The 26,903-nt window shown below is 64.2% G+C and carries 18 protein-coding genes; 12 read left to right on the forward strand and 6 right to left on the reverse strand.

From position 1 onward, the window contains the following. Nucleotides 1-8 precede the first annotated feature (8 nt). Complete coding sequence (locus GE027_RS14740) at nucleotides 9-1,418, reverse strand: redoxin domain-containing protein (RefSeq protein WP_162006745.1); 1,410 nt, start codon at nucleotides 1,416-1,418, stop codon at nucleotides 9-11. 260 nt (nucleotides 1,419-1,678) lie between these two features. Here GE027_RS14740 and GE027_RS14745 point away from each other — a divergent pair, with 260 nt between their 5' ends. Next, nucleotides 1,679-2,833, forward strand: a complete 1,155-nt coding sequence (locus GE027_RS14745; protein WP_153557970.1) for a DegT/DnrJ/EryC1/StrS family aminotransferase — start codon at nucleotides 1,679-1,681, stop codon at nucleotides 2,831-2,833. Nucleotides 2,834-3,180: 347 nt separating this feature from the next. Here the strand turns inward: GE027_RS14745 and GE027_RS14750 are convergent, their stop codons facing one another. Next, on the reverse strand, nucleotides 3,181-4,071 hold the full coding sequence (locus GE027_RS14750) for a WecB/TagA/CpsF family glycosyltransferase (protein WP_153557971.1): 891 nt from the start codon (nucleotides 4,069-4,071) through the stop codon (nucleotides 3,181-3,183). 156 nt (nucleotides 4,072-4,227) lie between these two features. Here GE027_RS14750 and GE027_RS14755 point away from each other — a divergent pair, with 156 nt between their 5' ends. Then, entirely contained in the window at nucleotides 4,228-5,454 is a 1,227-nt protein-coding gene (locus GE027_RS14755) for an alkaline phosphatase family protein (protein WP_153557972.1), read from the forward strand. Nucleotides 5,455-5,589: 135 nt separating this feature from the next. Beyond that, on the forward strand, nucleotides 5,590-7,890 hold the full coding sequence (locus tag GE027_RS14760) for an AMP-binding protein (RefSeq protein ID WP_153557991.1): 2,301 nt from the start codon (nucleotides 5,590-5,592) through the stop codon (nucleotides 7,888-7,890). A gap of 790 nt (nucleotides 7,891-8,680) precedes the next feature. Here the strand turns inward: GE027_RS14760 and GE027_RS23600 are convergent. The 4 genes from GE027_RS23600 to rlmN all read right to left on the reverse strand — a co-directional run bounded on the left by GE027_RS23600 (nucleotide 8,681) and on the right by rlmN (nucleotide 13,717). Next, a complete protein-coding gene (locus tag GE027_RS23600; protein WP_315852916.1) occupies nucleotides 8,681-9,835 on the reverse strand; it encodes a prepilin peptidase in 1,155 nt (384 codons plus the stop codon). A gap of 355 nt (nucleotides 9,836-10,190) precedes the next feature. Beyond that, a complete protein-coding gene (ispG, locus tag GE027_RS14770) occupies nucleotides 10,191-11,324 on the reverse strand; it encodes a (E)-4-hydroxy-3-methylbut-2-enyl-diphosphate synthase (RefSeq protein ID WP_153557973.1) in 1,134 nt (377 codons plus the stop codon). Nucleotides 11,325-11,367: 43 nt separating this feature from the next. Further along, nucleotides 11,368-12,534: a hypothetical protein gene (locus GE027_RS14775; RefSeq protein WP_153557974.1), complete on the reverse strand. Its 1,167-nt coding sequence runs from the start codon at nucleotides 12,532-12,534 to the stop codon at nucleotides 11,368-11,370. 106 nt (nucleotides 12,535-12,640) lie between these two features. Beyond that, nucleotides 12,641-13,717, reverse strand: coding sequence for a 23S rRNA (adenine(2503)-C(2))-methyltransferase RlmN (rlmN, locus tag GE027_RS14780; protein WP_153557975.1), 1,077 nt, complete (start codon nucleotides 13,715-13,717; stop codon nucleotides 12,641-12,643). A 163-nt stretch (nucleotides 13,718-13,880) separates the two neighbouring features. Between rlmN and GE027_RS14785 the strand changes: the two genes are divergently transcribed. From GE027_RS14785 to GE027_RS14825, 9 genes are all read left to right on the forward strand, one after another. After that, complete coding sequence (locus GE027_RS14785) at nucleotides 13,881-15,086, forward strand: M20/M25/M40 family metallo-hydrolase (RefSeq protein ID WP_153557976.1); 1,206 nt, start codon at nucleotides 13,881-13,883, stop codon at nucleotides 15,084-15,086. 33 nt (nucleotides 15,087-15,119) lie between these two features. Next, on the forward strand, nucleotides 15,120-15,374 hold the full coding sequence (locus tag GE027_RS14790) for a (2Fe-2S)-binding protein (protein WP_315852917.1): 255 nt from the start codon (nucleotides 15,120-15,122) through the stop codon (nucleotides 15,372-15,374). A gap of 373 nt (nucleotides 15,375-15,747) precedes the next feature. Then, the gene (locus GE027_RS14795) at nucleotides 15,748-16,827 is read left to right on the forward strand and encodes a Gfo/Idh/MocA family protein (RefSeq protein WP_153557977.1); all 1,080 of its coding nucleotides are present in this window, start codon (nucleotides 15,748-15,750) and stop codon (nucleotides 16,825-16,827) included. A gap of 597 nt (nucleotides 16,828-17,424) precedes the next feature. Then, nucleotides 17,425-20,784, forward strand: coding sequence for a type II secretion system protein GspD (locus GE027_RS14800; RefSeq protein ID WP_237607560.1), 3,360 nt, complete (start codon nucleotides 17,425-17,427; stop codon nucleotides 20,782-20,784). Nucleotides 20,785-21,182: 398 nt separating this feature from the next. After that, complete coding sequence (locus GE027_RS14805; RefSeq protein ID WP_153557978.1) at nucleotides 21,183-21,575, forward strand: hypothetical protein; 393 nt, start codon at nucleotides 21,183-21,185, stop codon at nucleotides 21,573-21,575. A gap of 18 nt (nucleotides 21,576-21,593) precedes the next feature. Further along, entirely contained in the window at nucleotides 21,594-22,880 is a 1,287-nt protein-coding gene (locus tag GE027_RS14810; RefSeq protein ID WP_153557979.1) for a GTPase, read from the forward strand. 148 nt (nucleotides 22,881-23,028) lie between these two features. After that, nucleotides 23,029-23,760, forward strand: coding sequence for a prolipoprotein diacylglyceryl transferase (locus tag GE027_RS14815; protein ID WP_153557980.1), 732 nt, complete (start codon nucleotides 23,029-23,031; stop codon nucleotides 23,758-23,760). Nucleotides 23,761-23,826: 66 nt separating this feature from the next. Beyond that, a complete protein-coding gene (locus GE027_RS14820) occupies nucleotides 23,827-25,824 on the forward strand; it encodes an ABC transporter ATP-binding protein (protein ID WP_153557981.1) in 1,998 nt (665 codons plus the stop codon). A 365-nt stretch (nucleotides 25,825-26,189) separates the two neighbouring features. Beyond that, on the forward strand, nucleotides 26,190-26,390 hold the full coding sequence (locus tag GE027_RS14825) for a hypothetical protein (RefSeq protein ID WP_153557982.1): 201 nt from the start codon (nucleotides 26,190-26,192) through the stop codon (nucleotides 26,388-26,390). The last annotated feature ends 513 nt before the right edge of the window (nucleotides 26,391-26,903 follow it).

Below are 26,903 nucleotides of genomic sequence, written 5' to 3' on the forward strand. Positions count from 1 at the left end.
GGCCGCTATTACTCTTTTTCCGCGGCTTCCTCTGCCGGCTTCTCCTCTGCCGGCTTCTCTTCCTCCGCGGCTTTCTCCTCCTCTGTCTCTGGCTCGGGGGCCAGCCGCTGGCCTTTGACCAGGGCGGTCAATTCCTCGGTCAGGGTTTTCTCCATTTCCTCGGCGCCGCCGAAGCCGACGTGGACGACTTCCACGCGTCCGTCCTTGCCGATCAGGACGGTCTGGGGGATGGCGTTTGCGCCATAGGCCGAGGCGATCTGGCCTTCGGGGTCCAGCAACACCGGCAGGTCCAGTTCCTGTTGCTTCAAAAACTCTTGAATCCGCGCCTTCTCTTCGCCCACGTTGACGGCATAGAACACGACGCCTTGGTCAGCGAACTGGGCGGCGGTCTTGGAGATCAGCGGCAAAGCTTCGATGCAGGGTCCGCACCAGGTGGCCCAGAAATCCAGCACGACCACGTGCTTGCCGCGATGCTTTTCGAGGGCCACGTCGCTGCCGTCCAGCTGTTTGGTTTCCAGCGGCGGTGCACTCTGGCCCACCAGCGGATGCGGCCCCTCGCTTTCGTCGGCCAGCGAATCGATGAACGCGTCCAGCGAAGTAAATTTCTCCGCGTCGGCTTTGGGTTCGTAATGAAAGACCTCTTCGTCGATTTCCGTGTTGGTTTCCCAGTTCTTGAAATCCAGCTCCATCACATAGGTGAAACCTTCGGGCAGTTGCACCTGGTTCATGCGGACCAGCATGCCGGTCAGGTCGACGGCCAGCCGCACCGGAGCCGGGCTGTCGCCGCCGCGGACCCACAGATCCCAGACCACCCCGTCACCGCGGCGAACGTGAATCCGCGTCGTGCCGGGCAGCTCCTCTCGCTCGCCATCGCTGACGCCCATTCCGGTTGCGGTGCGAAAGTAAGCCGGGTACGCGTCGACGCCGGCCAGGGACAGCGAAAGGATGTATTCGGGAAACGGACCGAAGGGCGTCTCCAGGTCTCCGGACAGGGCTTCCAGTCGCTGTGGGGCGGGCAGCTCGATATAGGTGCCCGGGATCAGCGAGTAGAATAAATGTTCGCCGTCGGAGACCATCTGGGATTCCTGGTCGGCACCTTTCAATAGCGCCGAGACGCGGTTCGGGGTGGCGGAAACCACGCGGTACGTCCCGGTCTGCTCCTGCATCGTTTCGCCCTGGACCGCGGCGGTCAGCCGCATTTCGGCGGTCACGCGCAGGCTGTCGGCCTGGTGGATCGCCTTGAACAGCGGCGCGACGGCGGACTTGACCTCGTCGGTCATCGCGATCGCGTCCCCGCCCGGAGCCAAAACGCCAACCGGCGGGTCCGCCGCCGACAGCCGGCCGGTGGACAGGGGCGTTACCAACAACAGGGCCAATGCCCAGTGGCAAACGGAAACGGCAGGGAAGGTGCGAAGCACAGAAAGATCTCCTGGAAGGTGAGCGGGAGGCAGACAGCGTTTTATCATAGGTCGCGGGCCCGCACGGGTCGACAAGGCTGATCTTGACCGCTCGCTCGCTTCCGACCTACTCTCCCCACGCCCAATGTCACCTCGCGCCCGATGTCGCTCGACGACCGGTGTCGCGTTCCCGGAAAGCCGACTTTTCGGGGAACATTTGAGCACAACTCAAACCCACCAATTCGTTCGCTACGTCGTTAGCGGTAAAGGAATCGACAGTTATGAGCGATGGATCGTCTTCGGTGCCGTTGTTGGATGTCGCGCGCGGAAATGACCCCCTGCGCGACGCCTTTATGGAAGCTCTCGAGCAGGTGGTCGACAGCGGCCGCTTTCTGTTCGGCCCCGATGTAGCTCACCTGGAACAAGAAGTCGCCGCCTTCTCGCAGGTCGACAATGCCGTGGGCTGTGCCAGCGGCAGCGATGCCCTGCTGTTGGCCCTGATGGCGCTGGACATCGGGCCGGGCGACGAAGTGATCGTGCCCAGCTTTACGTTCTTCGCCTCGGTCAGCTGCATCACCCGCGTCGGCGCCACGCCCGTGTTCGTCGACATCTGTCCCGACACGTTCAATGTCGATCCCGCGGCCATCGAAGCGGCCATCACCGACAACACCAAAGCGATCATTCCGGTACATCTGTTCGGCCAGTGCGCGGCGATGGATCGGATCTGCCGCATCGCAGCCCAGCGGGATATCCCGGTCATCGAAGACGCCTGCCAATCGATCGGCGCGGCCTACCACAGCCGTCCGGCCGGCAGCTGGGGCCAAGTCGGTTGCTTCAGTTTCTATCCCACCAAGAACCTTGGCGGGATGGGCGACGGTGGGATGATGGCCGTCCGCGACGCCGGCCTGGCCGATCGCCTGCGTCTGTTTGCCGGCCACGGCATGCGACCCCGCTACTATCACCAAGTCGTGGGCATCAACAGCCGCTTGGATTCGTTCCAAGCCGCGGTGCTGCGAGTCAAGTTCCAGCGGCTGCCCGAAGCGATCGCCGGACGTCAAGAGAACGCCGCTCGCTACGACCGGCTGTTGGCCGACGTCGCCGACGATGGCCGCATCGCCTTGCCGCAAGCCGATCCCGACGCGTACCACGTCTGGAATCAGTACAGCATCCGCGTTCGCGACGGCCAGCGTGATGAACTGCGCGCCTTCCTCGGCGAGCATGGCGTGGGCACGGAAATCTATTATCCGATTCCGGTCCACAAACAGCAGTGTTATCGCGACGAGCCGTTTGCGAGAGTATCGCTGCCCGAAACCGACGCCGCCTGTGCCGAAATCCTGAACCTGCCGATGTTCCCGGAACTGACCGAACAGGAACAGGAAACCGTGGCAGAGAAGCTCCAGCAGTTCTACGCCCAGTCCTCACGCTCGGCCGCGTAGCCGGGGTTGGTTGCCGTAGCTGAACTCGCCTTCGTAGCTCGCGTCTTAGTCCCGAAGGGACGGCAGGATGTAGCCACGGGCGTCAGCCCGTGGTGGCGTTTCCGTACCATGGGCTTGAGTCTGCGTGCGAGGACTCGCACGCGAGTAGGCCCAAGGGGCCGGCCCTAGGTCAGCCCAGGGCAACGCCCTGGGATAGGTCTCCAGGCTCGCCTTTTGCGTTACAACATGCCATCTCGCCGCGATTCGGGAACGTCCGTTCCCGTACATAGAATCCGTTAGAGTCCAGCGAATCTCAAATCTCGCTACTCGCTACTCGCCACTCGCTACTCGCTACTCGCCACTCGCCACTAACCACGACCCACCAACTCCCGCATCAGCGTTCGCCCTAGAAAGGCGGCGTTGCCGGCGTAGCGGGGCAGCAGTCGCCGGGGGTCGTGGGCCATGCGGTACGCCCATTCCATACCGGTTCGCTGGATCAGCCGCGGGGCGCGCCGAGCGGCTCCGGCGACGAAATCAAAGGACGCGCCCAACTGGATGCTGACCGGCACGCCCAACTGGCGGTAGTGTCGGTGGATCCAGCGTTCGCCTTTGGGTTGACCAAACGCGACCAACAAAATGTCCGGCGCCGCGTCGCGGATCCGCTGGTGCAGCCCAGCCTCTTCCTCGCTCGACAACGCCCGGAACGGCGGCGATTCGACGCCGGCGATCTGACAGCCCGGGTACAGCTGGCTCAGCCGTTTCGCGCAGCGCTGGGCCACGCCGGGAGCGGCGCCAAGAAAAAAGATCCGCCAGCCTCGCTGGGCCGACCGCTCGGCCAGACGATAAATCATCTCACTGCCGGCGACGCGCTCGGGCAGCCGCTCGGCGTGCAGCTGCGAGCGCCACACGATCGGCTGGCCATCGGCCAGGATCAGAGCGGCATCGCGATTAATCGCAGCCATTTCTTCGGCTCCGTGCGACAGCATCACGTAGTTCAAGTTCGCGGTGATCACATACCGCGGCTGGCCGTCGCGAATCATCGCATCGATCGCGTCGAGCGAACCGTCGAGGGTCAGCTGGGAAAACGGCAGCCCCCAAACCGGGACCGTGGCCGGCGGCCGGAAGCGGGCGGGTTGCTGGGCGGGTGCCGAGGCGCCGGTTGCGGAAGCCTCGGCCGCGCCGGACCCCGGCACCGTGGGCGACGGATCGGCCAGCGAAGAAAGCGGCGATGCGGGCGGCGTGGAGGAAGCAAACGACATGGTGGGCAACTCGGTACGCAGTGTCGGTACGCAGGGGGGCAAGACGGCTCACCGCAACCCTATCTCTCCGTTAAACTTGCGGGCGGAAGGTCGACGCGGGTTCGGCCGGCAAACAGACTCGCCACGCATCGGTCGTAGCGGATAGCACGGAAAATCATGCAACCTCGCTCTGTCGTTCTCTCTCTGGAAGGCTTCGCCACCGCCGCCCTCGGGCCCTACGGATGTTCCTGGAATCAAACGCCGATGTTGGACATGCTCTCCGCCACCGGAACGACCTTCGATCGCTGCATCGTCCCCAGCGATGATCCGGCCGTGGTGCTCGAGCGTTGCCTGGGTGCCCTGCCGGCCGCCCGACCGCTGTACTGGCTCAGCGACAGTCGGCCGGCGATCGACGTGGCCGCCGCGCATCGGCCGCGCCATCTCCAGCACCTGGACTTCGGCGGCTCCGGCGAGGTGGCCGCCGACGTGGTCGACACCGCGCTGGCCCAAGCGGTCGCCGCCCTGCTGGATGTCCTGCAGGACGAATCGACGACCGCCGACGACGCCGCCAACGAATCAACCTCCGCCGCCGCCCCGCTGTTCTGGCTGCACAGCGACGTCTTGCTGCGCCGCTGGGACGCCCCCCGTGATCTGGTGCCCGAGGAAGCTTGGGAGGAGGAGCCGTGGGAGGAGGAACCCGAAGCGGAAGAAGCGTGGAGCGAAGCGCCGTGGCAGGAGGATTCCTGGGAGCCCGAAGCGGAGGACGGCCCGGCTTGGCAGGAAAGCGACTCGACCCCTGAGGCTCAAACCGCCGGATCCGACTCGACCGCTTCCACTGGCGTCCAGCCGCCGGCCATTGAATTGCCTCCGGACCACGACCCCGACGTCACGCTGGCTTGGATGCAGGCCTACGCCGCTCAGGTGCTGTTGGTCGACCAGTTGGTGGCCGTGCTGCGCGACGCCACGGCCGACCGGCCCACGCGGATCATCGTGCTGGGCACCAGCGGTCTGGCGCTGGGCGAACGGCGTCACATCGGCGCGGTGGGGCCGCTGTACAGCCCCCGCATTCAGGTGCCGTTGATGGCCGGCGGGCCCGGCCTGCCGATCACTCGCTGTGCCCTGCCCTCGACGCCCGAAGCGGCCCTGGCGGCCGTCCTCCAGCCAACCCCCGCAGCCGCTGGGCTGCTCTCGCCTGCCCAGTGGGCCGCCGACGCCCAGCCGTTCGAATCGGCCGTTCGCACCGAGGGCCGCGATGGCTCCCTGGGACTTACCACGCCCCACTGGTATTACCACCGCCGCGGCGAGGCGGAACAGTTGTTTGTTAAACCGGACGATCGTAACGACATTAACGATGTTTCCAGCCGCGTCCCCGAAGTGCAGCAGAGCATGCGGGCAAAGCTATGACCCCTGTCGAACTTGGCCGAAGGAAAAAGGAAAGGGAATGGCCACGCAAAAAACAAAAGCCAATCGCGACCTTTTTTTCGTTAAACTCGCCCGTCGTCTGGGCTCGGTAGAAGCCTGGGAGGATGAAACACTGTGATGTTGTTTGCGCTCAGTTCCGTGACGTGGACCATCCTGGCTGTCGCCGCGGCAGTCGTGTTGGGGCTGTTGATTCTGGCGGTGGTCAGCCCGCGGCGATTCGTCCGCGGCATCGTGCGACCGGTTCTAGAGGTCCTGTATCGCAAACGCGTCATCGGGGGTGAAAACCTGCCCGAGCAGGGTGCGGCGGTGCTGGTCTGCAACCACGCTTCCTGGCTGGACGGCATTCTGATTCTGTGGATGCTGCCGCGCAACGCCCGGTTCATCGTCGACGGCGGTAACTTCGATACCCGCTTTACCCGTTACCTGGCCGGCGCCTTCGACACGATCCTGATGTCGCCCAATCCCAAGAGCATCGCGCGGGCGCTGAAGAGCGGCCGCCAGGGGTTGAAGAGCGGCGACCTGATCGCGATCTTTCCCGAGGGCACGATCTCGCGCAACGGACAACTGCAAGCGTTTCGGCCGGGCGTGACGAAAGTCTTAAAAGGTACCGACGCCCCGGTCATCCCGATGTGGCTCGACGGCATGTGGGGCAGCATCTTCAGTTTCTCCAAAGGGCGTTTCTTCTGGAAATGGCCCTCGCTGCGACGCCGGCAATTGACCCTGTACATCGGCAAACCGCTGTCCCACGACGTGCCCCTGGAGCGGATGCGCAGCGAGGTTCAACGGTTGGGCGCTCGGGCGATGATCGAAAGCCGCCAGCAGATGCCCGTGTTGCCGCGCCGCATCATCCGCGTGTGGAAGCGTCGCGGCGGGCGGCTCAAGTGCGCCGACTCCAGCGGCGCCGAGGTCGGTGGCCGGCAGATGTTGATGCGCACGGTGATCCTGCGGCGGCTGTTGCTGCGCGAGGTCTTGGGCGATCGAGCCGGCGAATCCACGGTCGGGATCCTGCTGCCGCCCAGCGTCGCGGCGGTGGCGACCAATGTCGCCCTGGCCTTCGACCGCCGTACCTCGGCCAATCTGAACTACACCGTCAGCAGCCCGGTCCTGAACCAGTGCATCCAGGCCGCGGGCATCCGCCACGTACTGACCAGCGAAAAGTTCATGGACAAAATGGACTTCCAGCTCGACGCCGACGTGGTGCTGTTGGAACACTTAAGGGACAAGGTCCGGCTGGCGGACAAGATCATCGGCGTCGTGGCGGCTTACCTCACCCCGGCTTGGCTGCTCGACCGCCTGATGGGGCTGCACAAGATCTCCTGCGACGACCTGCTGACGGTGATCTTCACCAGCGGTTCGACGGGCACCCCCAAAGGCGTGATGCTGACCCACGCCAATATCAGCCACAACGTGGAATCGATCGACAAGGCGGTCCGCCTGAATCGCGACGACGTCGTGCTGGGCGTGCTGCCGTTCTTCCATTCTTTTGGTTATTCGGTGACCTTGTGGGCGGTGCAAACCCTGGGACCGGCCGGCGTCTATCACTTCAATCCGCTGGACGCCCGGCAAGTGGGCAAACTGGCCGAGAAGTACGGGGCGACGGTGTTGTTGGGGACGCCCACGTTCTTGCGCGGGTACCTGCGACGGATCGAACCGCATCAGTTCGCCAAACTGGACGTGGTGGTTGCGGGCGCGGAAAAGATGCCGGCCGACCTGTTCGACGCCTTTGAAAACCGCTTTGGCGTGCGGCCCGTCGAAGGCTATGGGACGACGGAGCTGAGTCCGTTGGTGTCGGTGAACATCCCGCCGACCCGCTCGGCCGCCAAATTCCAACGCGACCGCTTCGAGGGTTCCGTCGGACGTCCCTTTCCCGGCATCAGCGCCAAGGTGGTCTCGCCCGACGACGGAACGGAGCTGGCCGCGGGCGAAGACGGGATGCTGTTGATCACCGGTCCCAACGTGATGAAGGGCTACATGGGACGCGAGGATCTGACGGCCGAAGCGGTCAAGGAAGGCTGGTACATCACCGGCGATATCGCGCATGTCGACAAAGAAGGTTTCCTGCACATCACCGGTCGGCTCAGCCGGTTCTCGAAAATCGGCGGCGAGATGGTCCCGCACATCCGCATCGAAGAAGAACTGGCGCGGATGCTGCAGAGCGATGAAGACGACGACGTGTTGCGGGTCTGTGTGACGGCCGTGCCGGACGCCAAGAAAGGCGAACGCTTGATCGTGCTGCATCTGCCCACCGATCGCGATCCCGACCAGCTGCGTCAGGGCCTGGTCGAAGCCGGTTTGCCCAACCTGTTCATTCCGGCAAGCAGCTCGTTCATCGAAGTCGAAGAGATCCCGCTGCTGGGCACCGGGAAACTGGACCTGAAAGGCGTAAGGGACCTGGCGGCGGAGAAGGTTGCTCTTTGAGGGCTGCCGTAGCTGAACTCGCCAGAGTTTGGTTCGAGTGGCGAGTGGCGAGTTTATGGTGCTCGTGCTCGTGCTCGTGCTCGATTGAAGATCTGCTGGCCGTAACGGAATCTATGCGCGGCTCGGAGCAATAGAAAGCAATGTTTTCTCCCCTCTCCCCCGCGGCGCCGCGAGCGTCAGCGAGTGAAGCAGTGGTGGGAGAGGGGCCGGGGGTGAGGGGGCTCCGGTGCAACGGAATGACTCATAACGGACGATCCCCAGGGCCGTGCACCGCATCAAGATACGGCCATGGTGCTGCTGCTCTGCTGGTCCCCCTCACCCCCCACCCCCTCTCCCCCGAAGCCTGGCTCGCTTAGGCTCGCCAGGCTTCGGGGGAGAGGGGAGTGAACGATTCTATGTATGGCGTGCGAGGCTCAGAACGCAGCAGCCGCGGCAGTGGCGACATGTGGTAGCCCCAGACGCAAGCCTGGGGTGCCGCTCCCCTCTCCCCCGCGGCGCCGCGAGCGTCAGCGAGTGAAGCAGTGGTGGGAGAGGGGCCGGGGGGTGAGGGGGCTCCGGTGCAACGAAATGACTCATAACGGACGATCCCCAGGGCCGTGCACCGCATCAAGACACGGCCATGCTGCTGCTGCTCTGCTGGTCCCCCTCACCCCCACCCCCTCTCCCCCGAAGCCTGGCTCGCTTAGGCTCGCCAGGCTTCGGGGGAGAGGGGAGTAAACGATTCTATGTGCGGAAACGTCCGTTCCCGTACATAGAATCCGCCGGAGTCAGCAATCTCAAATCTCAAATCTCAGATCTCAGATCTCCGCTCCGCTCGCAGCCACCATCCGGCGGCCAGGACGACAAAGGCGGCCGTGAGGATCACCCAGGGGGCGGCGTGCGTTCCAGGCCAGTACGTCTGGGCGTCGAGCACGCGCCACAGCAACAGCTGGATCGTCAGCGCGACCGGCATCGCCACCGCTAACGCCCCCAGGGCGTCGCCCGTGGGCAACCGCCGCCGCAGTCCGATGGCCAACGCGCAGGCCAGCACCAGGACGCTCAGTAACGCCTGCCAGCCGACGACGATGCCCGCCAGGGCCGTGATCGCGATCAAGTCCATCAGCCGTCCGGTGTCTTTGCCCAGCGGATCCAGTTTGATGTTCGCCGTGGGGAACAGCGAAACGGCCAGGGCACGCGCCAACACGCCGGCGGCCGCGGCGCCGGTCACCACGCGCAGCACGGCCGAGAGATGGCTACGGGGCTGCCAATCCGCGGCCGCTCGCACCTCCCACGGCACGACCTGCAGCGGTGGCCACAGCAGCATCGGCACGATCACCAGGCCCAAACACCACCACACCAACCGCCGCGGAAGACGCACGCCATCGACGCGGACCAGACCCAGCGCCCAGCTGCACGCCAGCGCGATCACGTGGTAAATCCCGATCGCAAACCCAGCCGTCCAGATATGCGGCATGTGCAGGGCGCCCCAGGTGATCGGCCGAGAAGCCACGTAGGGCAGATTCACCCCGGCCAAATACAACTCCGCCACGCCGACCAGCGTCAGCGACAACCCCACGGCCAGCTCCACCAGGGGATAGCGGGGCGAGATCGGCAGCCGGCACCTCCGGCAGCGACCTCGCAGCGCCAACCAGCCGAACACCGGAACATTGTCCCGCCCCGCGATCGGCGTCGCACAAAATGGGCAGGCCGAGAAACCACCCACGCCCCGGCCCAGCGGCAAACGGTAGGCGACCACGTTCAAAAAGCTGCCGATCGCCGATCCGACCCAGAACAACCATGCCACCACGATCAGGTCGACCAGACGCGGGACGAGCAGATCCGTAAACGGCATCGCGTACCGCTGCGACAGCCACAGACTCGTGCCCACGGCATACAGGGCGGCAACCGCCGCGATGGCAAACAGTGCCGTCCACAGCGGCCGATTCCAACGACGTCGCTTGGTCATAAAAGGACTCGTCTACTCCCCTCTCCCTGCCGCTCCTGGGCAAGTGGAGCTTGCCCAGGACGGCGGGGAGAGGGGTTGGGGGTGAGGGGCCTCCGGCGCAATGACCTGATTCCTTGCATCGGATTCAACTGCCGCGTCCAGCATCAAAGTGAGGAAAGATGATAGGGGCGTTGCTGCTCTGCTGGGCCCCCTCACCCCCAACCCCTCTCCCCCGAAGCCTGACTCGCTTAGGCTCGCCAGGCTTCGGGGGAGAGGGGAGAAAACGTCTTTGTCGAACCATCGATTCCGCCGGAGTCAGCAAATCGCAAATCTCAATCTTTCCCGACTTCGGCTACGGTTTTGGGCGACGCTCTCGCTAACGGGCGGCGATCAATTGATCCAGTTCCTGCTTCAGCCGCGGCAGGATCTGGTCGTAGGGAAAGGCGCCCACGGTTTCTTCGCCGCGCTTCAGGTTCACGACTTTCGGGCCGCACCACAGTCCCAGGTCGGCGTCGTCGGTTTCGCCCGGGCCGTTCACGCGGCAGCCCATCACGGCGATCGTGATCGCGTGTTGTTGGGCGTAGCGGGTCAGTTCCTTGACGTCGGCGGCCAGTTCCACAAAGGCTTCGTTCTCCACCCGGCTGCAGCTCGGGCAACTGATGATGTTCAGCTGGTCGCGGTTGAGCCGCACGACGCTGCGGACGCGGCCCGCGGCGATGTCTTCGATGATCTGGCGACCGGCGGCGATCTCTTCGGGTTTGCGGTCATTGGGCACGGTCAACGACACGCGGACCGTGTCGCCGATGCCTTCGCCGATCAACTGCTCGAAGGCGATCCGGGTCTTGATGATCCCGTCGGGCGGCATCCCGGCTTCGGTTACGCCCAGGTGCAGCGGCACGTCGGGTCGCTGGGCCGCGAACCGCCGGTTGACCTCGATCACCTTGTCGGGGTCGCTGTCTTTGAGGGAAACGACGTAGCGATCGAAGCCCAGCGAATCGACGAACTCACAGTGCTCCAGAGCGCTTTCCAGCATCGGCGTGATCGAATCCGCCGCGTCGTATTTCTCCTTCTTGGCCGGGTCGACGCTGCCGCAGTTCACGCCGATGCGGAGGGCGCAGTCGTGCCGGACCGCCTGATCGACGATGAAGCGGACCTTGTCCTGCCAGGGTCGATCCTTCTGGTGGTGGTACAGGTGCCCGGGGTTGTAGCGGATCTTGTTGACGTGCGGAGCGACCCGCTCGGCCAGACGAAAGTTTTCCTGCAGGTCCACCGCCAGATTGGCCGGCGTATGGCGGCGCAGCTCCGCCAGCGCTTCGGCGTCTTTGACGCTGTCCACGGCCACGCGGACGACCCCCGCACCGGCCTGGTGCAGGGCGTTGGCCTGAGCGGCGGTGGCGGCCACGTCCTGGGTCTTGGTGGCCGTCATGCTCTGCACGGCGATCGGATGCCCGTGGCCCACCTGGATCGTCCCGATAGCGACGCTGCGAGTCGGATTACGCTGTATGGTCATTGTGGCGGTGGGGTTGCTGTTTTTATAAGTGTTCTGATGGGGTCTAGTGCGTTTTCGTGCTTTGCGTCTCGGGGCGATCGCGAAGCCGGTCGCTGACGCGTTTCAGGACAGCTTTATCGGCGGCCGACAGCGAGTCTAGTCCATGCTCGTGGAGCCGCGTCAAGATAGCGTCCAGCTGTCCCTCATCGGCTGCTTCGCGAAGCTCTCGCTGCCGCACCGCTCGCAGCCGTCGGCGGCGGCGCCAAGCCTGCCACGATTGGAGCGGAGAAACCGGCCGAGCGAAAGGCGGCTTGCCGGGAAAGTCCGCGGCGGCAGGTCGATCCGCGGCGGCAGGTCGATCCGCGGCGGCAGGTAAATCCGAGGGGCTGTATCCATCCGGCGGCGCGGCCGCCAACGGGACCGCTTCGGCTTCGCTGCGCCGCGACAGCCAACAGGCCACGCCCACCAGGAACATCAGCGGCCACCAGGGGTCGAAGGCCGGGGCGTGCAGAGCCAACCCGATCAGGGCCGCCATCATCCAGCCCACCGCGATTCCGCCCAGGGTCCAGCGTACCGCTTGGGCGCGTCCCCGCCGCCCCTGTCCTTCGCACCACCAGTCGACCACGGCCACGATGGCTTCGCGCCCGTGGCATCCGGGCAGCGGCAGGGTTTGCACGGCCGCTTGCAGGGTCAGGATCCAGGCACAGGCAACCAGGACCGACACTCCGGTCAACTGGCCGGTCAGTTCCGGCGGCAACAGCGAAAGTCCTCGCCAGCCCTGGCCGTGGGGCGGCATCGCGGCCAGCGCGGCCGCCAGCGCCAGGCAGAGCAGCGGCACCGAGACCCCCAGCGTGAACCGCTGGGCGCTGGACCCCCGGCAGCGTCCCCAGCTGCCGAAGGCGCGCATCGTGATCTCCTCGCACTGGCCCCCCGCACCCTGGCCACCGGCCAAGCGTCCGATCCACAGCCGCAGGATCACTTGGTACATCGCACCCCCGACCAGCGAGACGCCCAGGATGCCCGCCAGCACCGGCAGGTCGGCGTTTCCGGGCCGCGTCTGCCAGAACCAGCCGGCGGCCAGCAGCACCGCGACGGCCACCGGCAGGCTGTAACCGATGCGGATCCGGGACCCGCCCCAGTAGCCCACCGACAAGGGGTGCATCAGCGCGGCCAGGCGCACCGGCAGCGGGGAATCGGAAAAGGAATCGTCGCGATTGCTGACACGAGCCATACAAGTGGGCGGCCCGGCAAGACTCGGGCATCGCCTGAGTCGAAGCCGACAGAGGAAAACGGGTGAAGGCACGGTCCATTGTACGCAGCCTGCCACCGTTGGTCCGTCAATCCTCGCGGTGCCGGCGCAGTTGGCCGCAGGCCGCATTGATCTCGCTGCCCTTTCGCTGGCGAAATTGCACGTTCACCCCGGCCGACTCCAGCGTCTGCCGAAACGTTTTTATTTGGGCGTCCGAAGGCGTTTGGTAGGGCAGACCGGCCACGGGGTTGTAGGGAATCACGTTCAACAGCACCGGCCGCCCACGCAGCAGCGCCGCCAACTGCGCGGCGCAGGTCTTGCTATCGTTCACGCCGCCCAGCAGAACGTACTCGAAGGTCAGCCGCCGGCCGCTGGACTGGAAGTAGCGATCGGCCGCGTCCAGCACGGGTTGCAGCCCGATCTTGCGGTTGACCGGAACCAGCCGGCTCCGCAGTTCGTTGTTCGGCGCATGCAGGCTGACCGCCAGGTTGTAGGGCACCGCGTGACGGCTCAAGCGGTCGATCGCCACCGGCAGGCCGACCGTACTGATCGTGATCCGCCGGGCGCTGATCCCCAGCCCGTCGGGACTGCGGGCCACGTCCAACGACTGCAGGACGTTTTCCAGGTTCGCCAGCGGCTCGCCCATGCCCATCATCACGATATGGCTCAGCCGCTGCTCGGCCGGCAGCCGCCGCTGCAGCCTCAGCATCTGTTCCAGAATCTCGCCGCGGCGGAGGTTGCGGTCGACGCCGTCGAGCCCGCTGGCGCAGAACACGCACCCCATCGCACAGCCCACCTGGCTGCTGACACAGATGCTGCGGCGATCGCCGTCGCGGAGCAGCACGCATTCGATCTCGCCGCCATCGGCCAGCCGAATCAGCAGCTTTTCCGTTCCGTCGGGCGAGGTCTCTTCTTTGGCGATCGAGCTGCGAAAGATCACGAATCGCTCGGCGAGCGCTCGTCGCAGGCTCGCCGGCAGGTCCGTCATCTCGCCGAACTCCACCGCCCGCTGGCGGTAGATCCACTGCCAGATCTGCTTGCCGCGAAACGCCCGCTCGCCGCAGTCCGACAGCCACGTCGTCAATTGCTGAGGCGTCCAGTCCAGCAGGTGGTCCCGGGCGTCGTCAGGGGGCGATTGGTCGGCGAGCGGAAGCGAATGGATCATCGGCAGCACGAAAAAGAGGAATCTCCTAAACTGTAACCATAGTTGCTCGGCTGTCCCAGCCGAGAGCCCCGTGTGGCATAGGCTTCTCAGCCTGTGAAGATTCGATCACAGGCTGGAAGCCTATGCCACTGCCACAACACCCATCTACTTTGTTGGTTTTTCCATGACGGATACGGCGGTTTCGATCGACTCTGACGCGGCTCTAGACCGCTTTTTAAAACTGACGGCCATCCCCGGCATCAGCGGCCAAGAGAACGCCGTGGCCCTGGAAATCGTTCGCCAGCTGCAGGCGGCGGGCTTGCCGAAAACCGCGATCGAGTTCGACGACGCCAACGAGCGGACGCCGGGCGGGGGCGAAGTCGGTAACCTGATCGTCCACCTGCCCGGCAGCGGCGAGGGGCCCACCACGCTGTTGACCGCTCACCTCGACACCGTCCCGGTGTGCGTCGGCAGCCAGCCGGCGGTCGAGGACGACGAGGTCTTCAGCACGGCGCAGGGCACCGGTCTGGGGGCGGACAATCGGGCCGGATGCGCGGCCTTGCTGACCGCAGCCTGCGAGCTGCTCCGCGGCGACGCTCCGCACCCGCCTCTGATATTATGCTGGTTTGTCCAGGAAGAGATCGGCTTGCAGGGCTCGCGAGCCATGGATGCCTCGCGCATCGGAGCTCACGACCGGGCGATTAATTTCGACGGAGGCACGGTCGAAAAACTGACCATCGGCGCGATCGGCGGCGAACGCATGACGATCGACGTCCACGGCCTGGCCTCCCATGCCGGGGTCGCTCCGGAGCTGGGTGCGAGCGCCATCGTGATGGCTTCGCGGGCGATCGATGCCCTCTACCGCGACGGCTGGCTGGGCGACGTCCGGCGGCCTGAGGGAGTCGAGGGGCGGTCCAATGTCGGCGTCTTTCAAGGCGGCGACGCCACCAACGTGGTCACGCCCCACGTGCATGTCCGCGCCGAAGCTCGCAGCCACGACCCCGAGGCTCGCACGGCCATCGTCCGGGCGATCCGCGAGGCGTTCGAGCGAGCGGCCGCGGAGGTGACCAACGTCGATGGCCAGGCCGGACGCGTCGAGTTCGAATCACGCGTGGACTACGAAGCCTTTCGCTTGGAAGCATCCCACCCCAGCGTGCAGGCGGCCGAAGCGGCCGTGCGCGCCGTCGGCCGACAGCCCCAGCAGACGATCAGCAACGGCGGAGTAGACGCGAACTGGATGTTCCGTCACGGGATCGCCGCGGTCACGATCGGCTGTGGCCAACGCAACGTGCACACGGCCAGTGAGCGGTTGTTTATCCCGGATTACCTGGACGCCTGTCGCATCGCAACCTCGCTGGCCCGAGGAGAATTCGCGGCGGCCAGTTCGTAAATCCAGTGACCTTGTAGCGCGGGGACTGCGCGGATGATGAACGACGACGACGAACTGTGCCTGTGTTTTCACGTCAGCAAACGCAAGGTGATCAATTACATTCGCATCCACCGCCCGCGGGTGCCGAGTCAGTTGAGCGAGTGTTACGGAGCCGGCACGGGCTGCGGTTGGTGCCGGCCGTTTCTCCGGCGGTTGCTCGAAGAAGCCCAGCCCGAGCAGGCCGAGTTGCCCAGCCCCGAAGCGTACGCCCAGCAACGCCAACAGTACCGCGACAAGAGAAAGACGTAGCCGAACTCGCCCCTTCCGTAGCCCAACTCGCCAGAGTTTGGAGGAAAGAGTGGCGAGTGGCGAGTGGCGAGTGGCGAGTTTGGATCGTGCTCGATTTGAGATTTGCTGACTCCGGCGGAATCGATGGTTCGGCAAAAACGTTTACTCCCCTCTCCCCCGAATCCTGGCGAGCCTAAGCGAGCCAGGATTCGGGGGAGAGGGGAGTAAACGCTACATTTTATCGCTCCGAACCGTACACAGAATCCGTTTAGAATCAGGAGATTTGAGATTTGGGGTGCCATCAACCAACCACCACCGGTCCAATGCTCGCGGCGATGCGTTTAGAATACGTCCTTCGTTTCGACTCGGCACCGTTTTTTGAGGACGTCTTGGCATGGCTCGCGTACGCATTGCTGCGATCAGTTTCGAACACTTTCACATGGGTGATCTGTTGCGGATGGCGGCCGAACATCCCGATGCCGAGGTGGTCGGGATCTGCGACCCGCAGCCCGAGCGGATGCAGGAAGCGATCGCCAACTTCGGCTTCACCGACGACCAGGTCTTCACCGATTACCGCCAGTGCTTCGAAACCACCAAGCCCGACGTGGTGATGATGTGCCCGGCGGCCGCCGATCACGGGCTGTGGACCGAGCGGGCGATGGAGTACGGCGTGGACGCGATGGTGGAAAAGCCCATGGCCGCCTCGCTGGCCGAAGCCGACCAGATGATCGCCGCGGCCGAGAAAGCCGGTCGCCGGCTGATGATCAATTGGCCGCTGGCCTGGAGCCTGCCGCATCAGACCGCCTACCGCTTGATCGGGCAGGGCCGCATCGGCCAGGTGATCGAAGTGCATTACTACGGCGGCAACCGCGGGCCGCTGTACCACGGGGCGGACAAACGCGAAACGACGCCCGAGGAAATCGCTCGCGAGAAACCGACCAGCTGGTTCTATAAGAAAGCTTCCGGCGGTGGTTCGGCTCTGGACTACATGGGTTACGGGACCACGCTGGGTACCTGGTACTTCGGCGGCCAGAAACCCATCGAGGTCACCGCTACGGTGGACGAGCCCGAGGGGCTGGAGGTCGACGAGCACTGCATCGCCGTGGCTCGCTACGCCAGTGGGCTGAGCAAATTCGAGACGCGCTGGGGAACGTTTACCGATCCCTGGACGCACCAGCCCCAGCCCCAGTGCGGGTTCGTGATCGTCGGCACCGAAGGCACGATCGCCTGCTACGACTACACCTCCAGCATCACCGTACAGACGCGCGAGCAACCCGAAGTGACGCCCGTGCCCTGCGAGGGGCTGGGCGAAGTCTGGCAGGATCCGATCCGGTATTTCCTGGACTGCCGCCGCCGCGACGCGGCCCTCGAGGGGCCCTCGTGTCCCAAGATCTCCCGCATCGGCCAGCAGATCGTCGACACCGCCATGCAGAGCGCCCAGCAGAAACGAACGGTGCGGTTGCTGGGGGAGTGACCGGGGGGCTGAGATTTGAGATTTGAGATTTGAGATTTGAGATTTGAGAATCGTTTACCCCCCTCTCCCCCGATAGCCTGGCGAGCCTAAGCGAGTCAGGCTATCGGGGGAGAGGGGCTGGGGGTGAGGGGGATTGCAGAGCAGGACCGCACACCGTCCAGCGTCGCGTTTCGAGGATCTTTACCCACACACGTCTCGTCGTTCTGCGTATCGATCCCGGAGGCCCCTCACCCCCGACCCCTCTCCCCGCCGGCCCCGGGCAAGCTCCACTTGCCCAGGGCCGGCGGGGAGAGGGGGGTAAACGTCAAGATATATAAAATCTACCGCTCTACCGCTCTACCGCTCCACCGCTCCACCGCTCCACCGCCTTACTGCTCCACCGCCTCGCCGCTCGCCTCCGCGGAAGATTCTTGCGTTTTTCCGAAACCGGGCTTGACGAGCTGGTTTCTTCCTTGGTACTCCCCGCCCACCGACTCGTATTTCCGGTCAGGGACGATCGGACAGTGTAAACGGACGAGAAAGGGCATCTTTGCTGCATCGCGATTGTCGTGAGCGCAGTGAAATGCACCACCACAATCGCGAAGAAGGAGAGTCGCGTTGACAAGGACCACAGAGAAGAAACTTTGGTTGGTGGCGGCCGCCTGGGTGGCGTCGCTCGCCTTCCACTGCCCGCCATCGCAGGCAGAAGAGCCGCGAGGTTCGGCGCTGTCGATGCCATCCTCGTCCGACAACGAGTCGCTGGCTCGCGGAGAGCAGTTGCTCAGCACCGCGCAGGCCGCCCTCAAGAAACGCGATCTGGCGACCGCCGTCGGCAGCTATCGCGAAATCGCCTCGTTGGCGGCCAAACAGCCCGGCCTGCAAGCCGGCGCCGGTCAGCTCCGCGAGGCGCTGATCAAACATGGCATCGAAGCCCAATTGCTGCCGGCCGTGGCGACCGCCCCCCAGCGGCTGCCCTCCGGCTCCGGTGCCCAACAGGTCAAACAGCTGTTGGCGCAGGCTCAGGTCGCACTGGACAAGGATGACGTCCAGGCCGCCGTGAACCTGACGCGTCAAGCTCAAGCCGTGCCGCTGGGCGACGACGATCGCCCAGCCGTGCAAACCCAGCTGTGGCAGATGACGCTGCAGCTCGATTCGTTGGCTCGCCGCCGCGGACTGCCCGGCGTCAGCCAGCCAGGCGCCAGCCAGCCAGGCGCCAGCCAACCGGCCGGCGCCTACCCGGTCGCTCAAGCCGCTGCGGTCATGCCCGCCGGCGGATCGAGCAAGACGGCCAGCGTGGGCGACATCCGCCGGGCCGACTACGCCAGTGCCGGCGGCGGCCCCGCCGCGGTCACCCCAGCCCAGGCAACCGCCGCGGCTGCCGGAGCCACCGGCGATGGCGAAGGCGATCGCCTGTTCCGCGAGGGCTTGGAAGCCCTCTCGGCCGGCCACTCCGCACAGGCCCGCGAGCTGTTCGTGGCCGCTTGGCGGTACGAAGCCGAACTGGATTCGGAAACTCGGCGCCAGCTGCAAGCCAAACTGCAACTGATGCAGCCCACCGTGGCTCCGGCCCCGGCCGGCGAACTGTCCGCGCTGGCACAGGTCGATCAGGAAACCCTTCGCAATCGCCAACGCTTGTATCGCGAAGTCACGGCCGAACTGGGCGTGGCCTACAACGACCGCATCACCAAACCCATGGACGCCCTGGACCGCATCAACAAACTGCGCGTTACGGTGCTGGATTCGGACGTCGATGAATCGGCCAAAAAAGCCCTCTTGGCGATGGTCGATCGCGCGGTCAGCGAACAACAAAAGTACGTCGACGAGAATCGCGCCGACATCGAGCTGGACATCCGCAACGACCAGATCCGCCTGGATCTGGAAAACGAACGCAAGATGCAGCTCGAAACCGACAACATGATCGCCGAAAAGGTCGAACTGTTCGACCAATTGATGCAGGAGCGTCGCTATGCCGAAGCGCTGGTCGTGGCCAAGCAGGTCCAGACGCTGGCCCCTAACAAAGCCATCGGCACGCAGATGATGCTGACCAGCCGCACCGCCGTGCGTCGACATATCGCCGAAGAGGTCATCGCCGAAAACGAAGACAGCTACATTCGCTACCTGCAGGACGCTCAGCGCCTGGACATGGTCGATCCGACTCAGACGGTCGAGTTTCCGGACGCCGAATCCTGGCGCGACCTGACCGACGTCCGGGCCGGTCTGAATCAGCCCAACGATTCGCTCAGCGCCGCCGAGCGTGAAATCAAACGCCTGCTGGAAACCCCGGTCGACGTCAAGTTCCGCAACCAGCCTTTGGGTGAAGTTCTGAAGACGCTGGAAATGGTCACCGGCGTGCCTCTGTTCATCGACCAGAAGGCCCTGGCCGACGCCCGTATCGACAGCAGCACCCCGGTCACGCTGGACCTGACCAGCCAGATCTCGCTGAAGAACGCGCTGAACCTGATCCTGGGCCAGTTCGATCTGACTTACACGATCGGCAACGATGTGTTGCAGGTGACGACCAACGAAGTCAAACGCGGCAAGCTGCAGCGACGGATCTACAAGGTGTCCGACCTGGTCACCCCGATCCCGAACTTCACGACCAGCTACGAAGACGGTTTGGCGGGAGCTCTGAAGGCCGCCTACCAGATGAACACCGCTTCGAACTCCATCCAGTACGCTCCGGTTTCGGCCGTTGGACTGGCCGGTGGACCCGCTCCGGTGGCCGCCAACACCGACCCCAACATGTTGGCTCAGTACGGCGACCCGATGGCCGCCATGTCGCCGATGATGGGCGGACCGACCGGCCAGATGCGAGGCGCCGCCGGCGGTGGCTCGCTGGCCGACTTCTCGTCCATCATGCAATTGATCGAAACCACCATCGCTCCGGAGACCTGGGAAGCGCTCGGCGGGCCCAGCACGATGGCTCCCTACGCTCAGAACCTGAGTCTGGTGGTCAGCACGACCAGCGATGTCCACGACCAGATCGCCGACCTGCTGGCCAACCTGCGTCGGCTGCAGAACCTGCAGGTGACGATCGAAGTCCGCTTCATCTCGCTGTCCGATTCGTTCTTCGAACAGATCGGCGTCGACTTTGACGTGGCCTTCGACGACAACGTGACCGATCTGCCGGCCGACGACAGCGGCAACAGTGTCGCGGTGGGTCTGAGCGGACCGGGCCGGACGTTCACGACCGACCTGGACCTGCGGTTTGAAAACAACAACTTCAACGTGGCTCCCATTTTCGGCGGCGTCGACCCCGGGGCGCTCAGCACCTTCGGGTTTGCGATCCTCAGCGACATCGAAGCCTTCTTCTTTGTCCAAGCCGCTCAGGGTGACAACCGTACCAACGTGATGCAGGCACCCAAGGTGACCCTGTTCGACGGCCAGTCGGCGTCCATCCAGGACGTTTCGCAGCGGCCGTTCGTGACCAGCATTCGGCCGGTCGTCGGCGACTTTGCCGTCTCCCAGCAGCCGATTATCGTGGTCCTGAACGAAGGTACGGAGTTGAACGTGCAGGCGGTCGTCAGCGACGACAAACGCTTCGTCCGCTTGACCCTGGTGCCGTTCTTCAGCCAGATCGGGGACGTCGATACGTTCACCTTTACCGGCAGCACCACCAGCCAGTCGAAAAGCCAAAAAGTCGATCCCAATACCGGCGAAACCGTCGAAGAGGACGACCAGGAGGTCACCACGCAGGGTTCGACCGTCCAGTTGCCCACGTTCGCCTTCACCAGTGTCAACACGACCGTCAGCGTGCCTGACGGCGGTACGATCCTGTTGGGCGGCATCAAGCGACTGCGGGAGGGCCGTGGCGAACGCGGCCTGCCGATCCTCAGCAAACTGCCCTACATCAACCGCTTGTTCCGCAACACGGCCATCGGCCGCGACGCGTCGAGTTTGATGTTGATGGTCACGCCGCGAATCATCATCCAGGAAGAGGAAGAGATCGCGCAGACCGGATTCGATCCGAACCGTTAAGCCGCCTCAGGCGACGATCGTCCCTAGACCGGAAAGTACCAACGCCCCGCGGCCTCCGCCGCGGGGCGTTTTTTTTGGTCAGTGGCATAGGCTTCCAGCCTGTGAAACCATTCTTACTCGTACTCAGCGCAGCGGTACTCGTACTCGAAGACTCTTGCGGATTGGTAAACGGTTCGGGGCGAGTACGAGTACCGGGCTGCGCCCTGAGTACGAGTACGAGTACGAGTAAAAGTACGAGTACGAGTGGGAGAGGGTACAAGGGCGAGAGAACACCAGTCGGAACCGCCCCACTGGCTGGAATCCGATGCCGCTGTGCTATAGTGGACTTGGTTGCGGGGCTGTTCGAAATCGCAACAGCGAGTCTTGTTTTTCTGCCGGGATGATTGGCCGTTTCCTTCATGATCGTTTTTACTTGTCAACAATGCGGCACGCGGCTGCAGGCCTACGATGAGAACGTCGGCAAGAAAGCTCGCTGCGTGTGCGGCGAGGTGATGCGGGTTCCGGAAGTTAGCGAAACGGAACAGCCAATTCCCGCGGCCTTCGATCCCGCGCCCTACCAGCCCACCGATCCGCATCCTACCGACAGCCTGCCCACGACCACGGAGGAGATGGCCGAGCAGGCGCAAGAAGGAATGAACTTTGGGTCCATGGCCTGGGGCTTCATCCTGATGATCATCAGCGCGATCTGGTTCGTGGCCGCTCTGGCCAATGGACGAACCTCCGGCTCGGCCGCCGTCCTATTCTTTATCGGGCTGTTCCGCGTTATCAGCTCGTTCCAAGGCGAATCCTGAATCCCCCCCGCTCTCGTCATGCCCCAGCCCGTCTCTTCTGCCGCTACGGTGGCCTGCGAACTCACCGGCGTCGGACGCGGCGGCGTGGCGACCGTGGGCCTGTGGACGCCCGTCGGCGACGCATCGAGCCTGTACCAGGACCACGTCCGGCCCTTCTTTCGGCCGGCCAACCCGGCCGCGCACCCCGAACCCGGACGGATCGTGTACGGCACCTGGTACGGCGACGGCGTGCCGCCCGAAACCCCTGCGGCCGGCGACGCTGCCGCCGGCGACGCTGCCGGGGGTGACGCGGCTGCCACCTCCGCGGGCGAATCCGTCGTGGTGACCGCCGCCGACCAGCGAACCGTGCACGTCCACTGCCACGGCGGCCGAGCGGCCGTCGAAGCGATTCTGCAGGCTGTGGAGTCGAGCGGCGCGGTGCGCTGCCCGTGGCCCGAATGGTTGGCCTCCACCGGTATGCCGCTGTTGGAAGTCGAAGCTCGCGAAGTGCTGGCCGCCGCCACCACCCGCGCCACCGCCGCGATCGCCTACGATCAAGTTCGCGGAGCCCTCCGGGATGCGGCTCGCCGCTGGCAGCAAGGATTGCATGAAGATGCAGAGCAGCTGGACGCCGTCCGCCAGGAGGTTCGGTCCGTCCTGGGTTGGAAACGCGTTGGCCAACACCTGCAGACGCCCTGGCAAGTCGTCTTGGCCGGCGAACCCAACGTCGGCAAGAGCAGCCTGATGAACGCCCTGGTCGGATACGACCGCGCGATCACGTTCGATTCGCCGGGAACCACGCGAGACATCCTTTCGGCCGACACCGTCCTGGACGGCTGGCCGGTGCAACTGTCCGATACCGCGGGGCTCCGCCGAGCCGCCGACAGCATCGAAGACGAAGGTGTGCGGCGCGCTCGCCAGAGGATCGAGGATGCGGATCTGACGCTCTGGATCCAAGACGCCCGGCACGAGGAGGGCCCGCAAACGGCCGCTGCGGAAGCCGAATCGCAACATTTAATCGTCCGCAACAAAGTCGACCTCCTGCCCGCCGATCATGACGAACGCCGCCGAGCGTGTGAGCCGGAACGGTCCGGCGGCGACGACGCGGTCATCTGCATCTCGGCCACCGCTGGCTGGAACCTGGACGGATTGATTGCGGCGATCGTGCGGCGACTGGTCCCGCAAACGCCGCCGCCCGGCCAGCCCATGCCGGTCAACGCACGGCAAGAAGCCTGCCTCGAAGCCGCCGCGGCGGCCGACACGGCCAAGGAGATAACCACAGCGCTGGAGCGGTTGATTGATGGTTCGCTCTCGCGAGTAAATTAGGGGGCCGGCGCGACCCGAAAGCATCTATACTCCCCTCTCCCCCGAAAGCCTGGCGAGCCTAAGCGAGTCAGGCTTTCGGGGGAGAGGGGAGTAAAATGTCATGGAATATGGTTTGCTCTACAATCAACAGGTTTGGAAGCCACGCACCATGACCGTCCGACCGCTTTACGCTGCCGTGATGCTGTTGGCCGTGATGGTCGGCGTCGTCTTGCTGCGCCTGCGCCAGCGACCGCTGGGCCTCGACGCCGAACAGCGGTGGATGTTGGGCATCGGTGCGTTTACCGGAGGAATGATAGCGGCCAAGCTGCCGTACTTGGTCAGCGGTGGGCTGCAGTCCGGGTGGGTACCCGGGATGTGGCTGGCCGACGGCAAGACGATCCTGGCCGGTATCGTCGGCGCCTACTTCGGCGTCGAGGTCGCCAAATGGGCCTGCTCGATTCGTATCAAAACCGGGGACTCCTTCGCCCTACCCGCCGCCGTGGCCGTCGGCATCGGCCGGATCGGTTGCTACGTCGGCGGCTGCTGTTTCGGCACCGTGACCGCCCTGCCGTGGGGTCAACCGTTCGCCGCCGCCGGCGATTCGCTGCCGCGTCACCCCACCCAGCTGTACGAGGCCGCCTTCCATTTCGGCTTTGCTATCATTCTTTGGCAATTGGGGCGTCGCGGTTGGTTGCGGCTACAGCACATGAAGCTGTATCTGATCGGCTACCTCGTCTACCGCTTTGCCACGGAATTTATTCGTCCCGAGCCGCATGTGCTGGCCGGTCTGACGGCGTATCAGCTAGCAACGGTACCTCTACTGGTGCTTTTTTCGTGGCTTTGGTGGCGGGACCGGCAAGACGCGGCGATTCATCTTTCGCGGCAAGCGACAGTTCGGTAAAACCGGCCAAGCCCTCCTTCTGCGAGGGCGGCTCCCGTTTCCCTGTCGCTCACTTGCTCGCACATCATGCATGACTTTCGTCGCGTTCTGCGTTTGGTTGCCAAGCGTCGCTGGACGTTAACTGGATGTCTGGGAACCTCGTTGATTGTCGCCATGCTGTGGGGGCTGAACATCGGCGCGCTCTACCCCATGGTCGAGATCGTCTTCAAAGGCGACGGCGTGCCCGGATACGTTGCCCAAGAACTGGAGAACAGCCGCGAGCGGATCGTCGAAAGCGAAGGGGAAATCGCCGAGCTGAACGAACAACTGGCCCAGAATCCATCGGTCAAACAACGCAATCGGCTGGAGGTGGCCCGCGATCTGGCCATCGCCCGGCGGACCGCATACGAGAAGTCCGAAGCCACGCTGACCCGCTTCCAGCCCTACGCGGAGTACTTGCCCGAGACCGCCTTTGGCACGCTGTCGCTGATGATCTCGCTGTTGATCCTCGGCACGGTGCTGAAGCTGTTGGCCCTGGGGGCGAACATGATGCTGGTGCAGGACCTGGCCATGCAGGCGGCCAATGAAGTCCGCAGCCTGTTCTTCCGCAAAGCCCTGCGATTGGATTTAGACGAATTCGGCGACAACGGTTCGGCCGGGCTGACCAGCCGCTTGACCAACGACATCGGCCATCTGAACGGCGGCATCACGGTACTGCTGGGACGCCTGGTTCGCGAACCGCTGAAGATGATCGTCTGCTTTGCCGGCGCGGCGTGGGTTTGTCCGCGGTTGTTGATGCTGGTCATGGTGGTCGCGCCGCTGATGGTCCTGGTCATGCACTCGCTGAGCCGCAGTATCCGCCGGGCCAGCCGCCGGGTGATGGATGAAATGACCCAGCTGTACGGTACCCTCAACGACGCCTTCGCCGGGATTCGCGTGATCAAAGCCTACAACACGCAGGCCTTCGAACGAGCTCGCTTTGAACGCAGCGTCCAGGCCTACTACGGCCGCTCGATGAAGATGGCCCTGTACAACACGCTGGCCCGTTCGGTGTCCGAATTCCTGGGACTGGGCATGGTCTGTCTGGCGATCCTGGCCGGCGGTTATCTGGTGATCAATCGCCAGACGGAACTGCTGGGACTGCACATGAGCGACAAGCCGCTGGATCCGGGCGCGATGTTGATGTTCTTTGGATTCCTGATCGGGGCCTCGGACCCGGCGCGGAAACTGTCCGACGTGTGGAGCAGTTTGCAGCGGGGCATCGCGGCGGCGTCGCGCGTCTACGAAGTGATCGACCGGCCGGTGCGAGTGACCGAACCGGTGCGGCCGCAATCGATCGCGCGGCCCCATCAGAAAATCGTGTTCTCCGACGTCTCGTTCCGCTATCCCAGCGGCCCGAAGGTGCTCAGCGGAATTGATTTGGAGATCCCCCACGGCCAGACCCTGGCCGTCGTCGGTCCCAACGGTTCGGGCAAAAGCACGTTGATCAGCCTGCTGTGTCGGTTTGACGATCCGCAGGGCGGCGAAGTCCGGCTGGACGACGTCAACGTCACCAAAATGTCGCTGCGAAACCTGCGTCGCCGCATCGGCCTGGTGACCCAGCGCACGGTCCTGTTCGACGACACGATCCTCAATAATATCCGCTACGGAATGCCTCGCGTTTCCCGCGAGGAAGTGATCGAAGCGGCCCAGCGAGCCCACGCCGACGAATTCATTCGTGAGAAAACCGAACACGGCTACGACACCGTCCTGGGGCAATCCGGCACCCGGCTCAGCGGCGGCCAGATGCAGCGATTGGCCCTGGCCCGGGCCTTTCTGCGAAATCCCGACATCCTGATCCTGGACGAAGCGACCAGCCAAATCGATATGGAAAGCGAAGCCCTGATCCACCAGGCGCTGCGGAAATTCCTGGTCGGCCGAACGGGCCTGATGATCACCCATCGCCCGACGACGCTAGCACTGGCCGATCAAATCGCGGTCATGGATCAGGGAGAAATCCGCGATCTGGGCGATCACAATTCGCTGTTGGCTCGTAATGCCTTCTATGGCAGCCTGTGTGGCGCCGACACGGCGGAAGCCGCCTGAGTGTTGCGTCCAGGTTGAATTTTTAGGGTAGCCGATCTCGCAAGCGATTGGACTGAAGCGGCAAAAAAGCCCTGAGGTCGGGCGGATTTAGCTACGCCCGAACGAGGGGAAAGGGGCGGGTTTTCTCGTTTTGCGGGCCGTTTGGGCTCGTTTTACGGGCACGTTCTCGTCGCTCGAGCGTCCAAGAGGCGGATAATTTTCCCTTTTGCTCGCGATCTGACCGAAACTTTCGCTTTGGCGGGTTGTTAGATCGGCAGCAGAAGATATCAACAGAAGGTGGGCAGCGAGGTGGCGATGGCGGTCGGCCGCCTAGGGTGTCCATTATCCATACCGGACTTCCACCAATCAGAAGGACGATAATTTTTATGGTTGCGTTCTCGCAAGCGAACAGTGACGAGCAGGGCATGATCGATCCGACTCCGGAGGAGATTCGCGATCGTTCCCGGGCGATTCGCCAGCGCTGGAGCGAGCGGACTCGTAAACGGCGTCGCGTACTCTCTCGGGATCCCAACGCTTGGTCGGTCCCCACCGTCACCCTCGACGACATCGCCGCCGCCGCCTCGTAGGGGGGGTGTTGGTTGATGGTTGATGGTTGTTAGTTGTTAGTTGTTAGTTGTTAGTTGTTAGTTGTTAGTTGATGGTTGATGGTTGTTGGTTGATGGTTGTTGGTTGATGGTTCGAGCGTAGCTGAAGTCGCCAGACTTTGGATGGCGAGCCCGCGAGTTTATCGTGCTCGATCGAAGATCTGAGCTTTGCTAACTCCGGCGGATTCTATGGTTGGAGAAGAATCGTTTTCTCCCCTCTCCCCCGAAGCCTGGCGAGCCCAAGCGAGTCAGGCTTCGGGGGAGAGGGGTTGGGGGTGAGGGGGACCAGCAGAGCAGCACCACCCGTGCGGTGTCTCGGTACGGTACGGGGATCGGAAAGGCGTACGCAAACAGTCATTGTGTTGCACCCGAGCCCCCTCACCCCCGGCCCCTCTCCCACCACTGCTTCACTCGCTGACGCTCGCGGCGCAGCGGGGGAGAGGGGAGAAAATGTTGTCTTCTATCGCTCCGAGCAATACATAGATTCCGCCGGAG

Origin of the sequence: Roseimaritima sediminicola (genome assembly GCF_009618275.1) — a bacterium.
Lineage (GTDB): Bacteria > Planctomycetota > Planctomycetia > Pirellulales > Pirellulaceae > Roseimaritima > Roseimaritima sediminicola.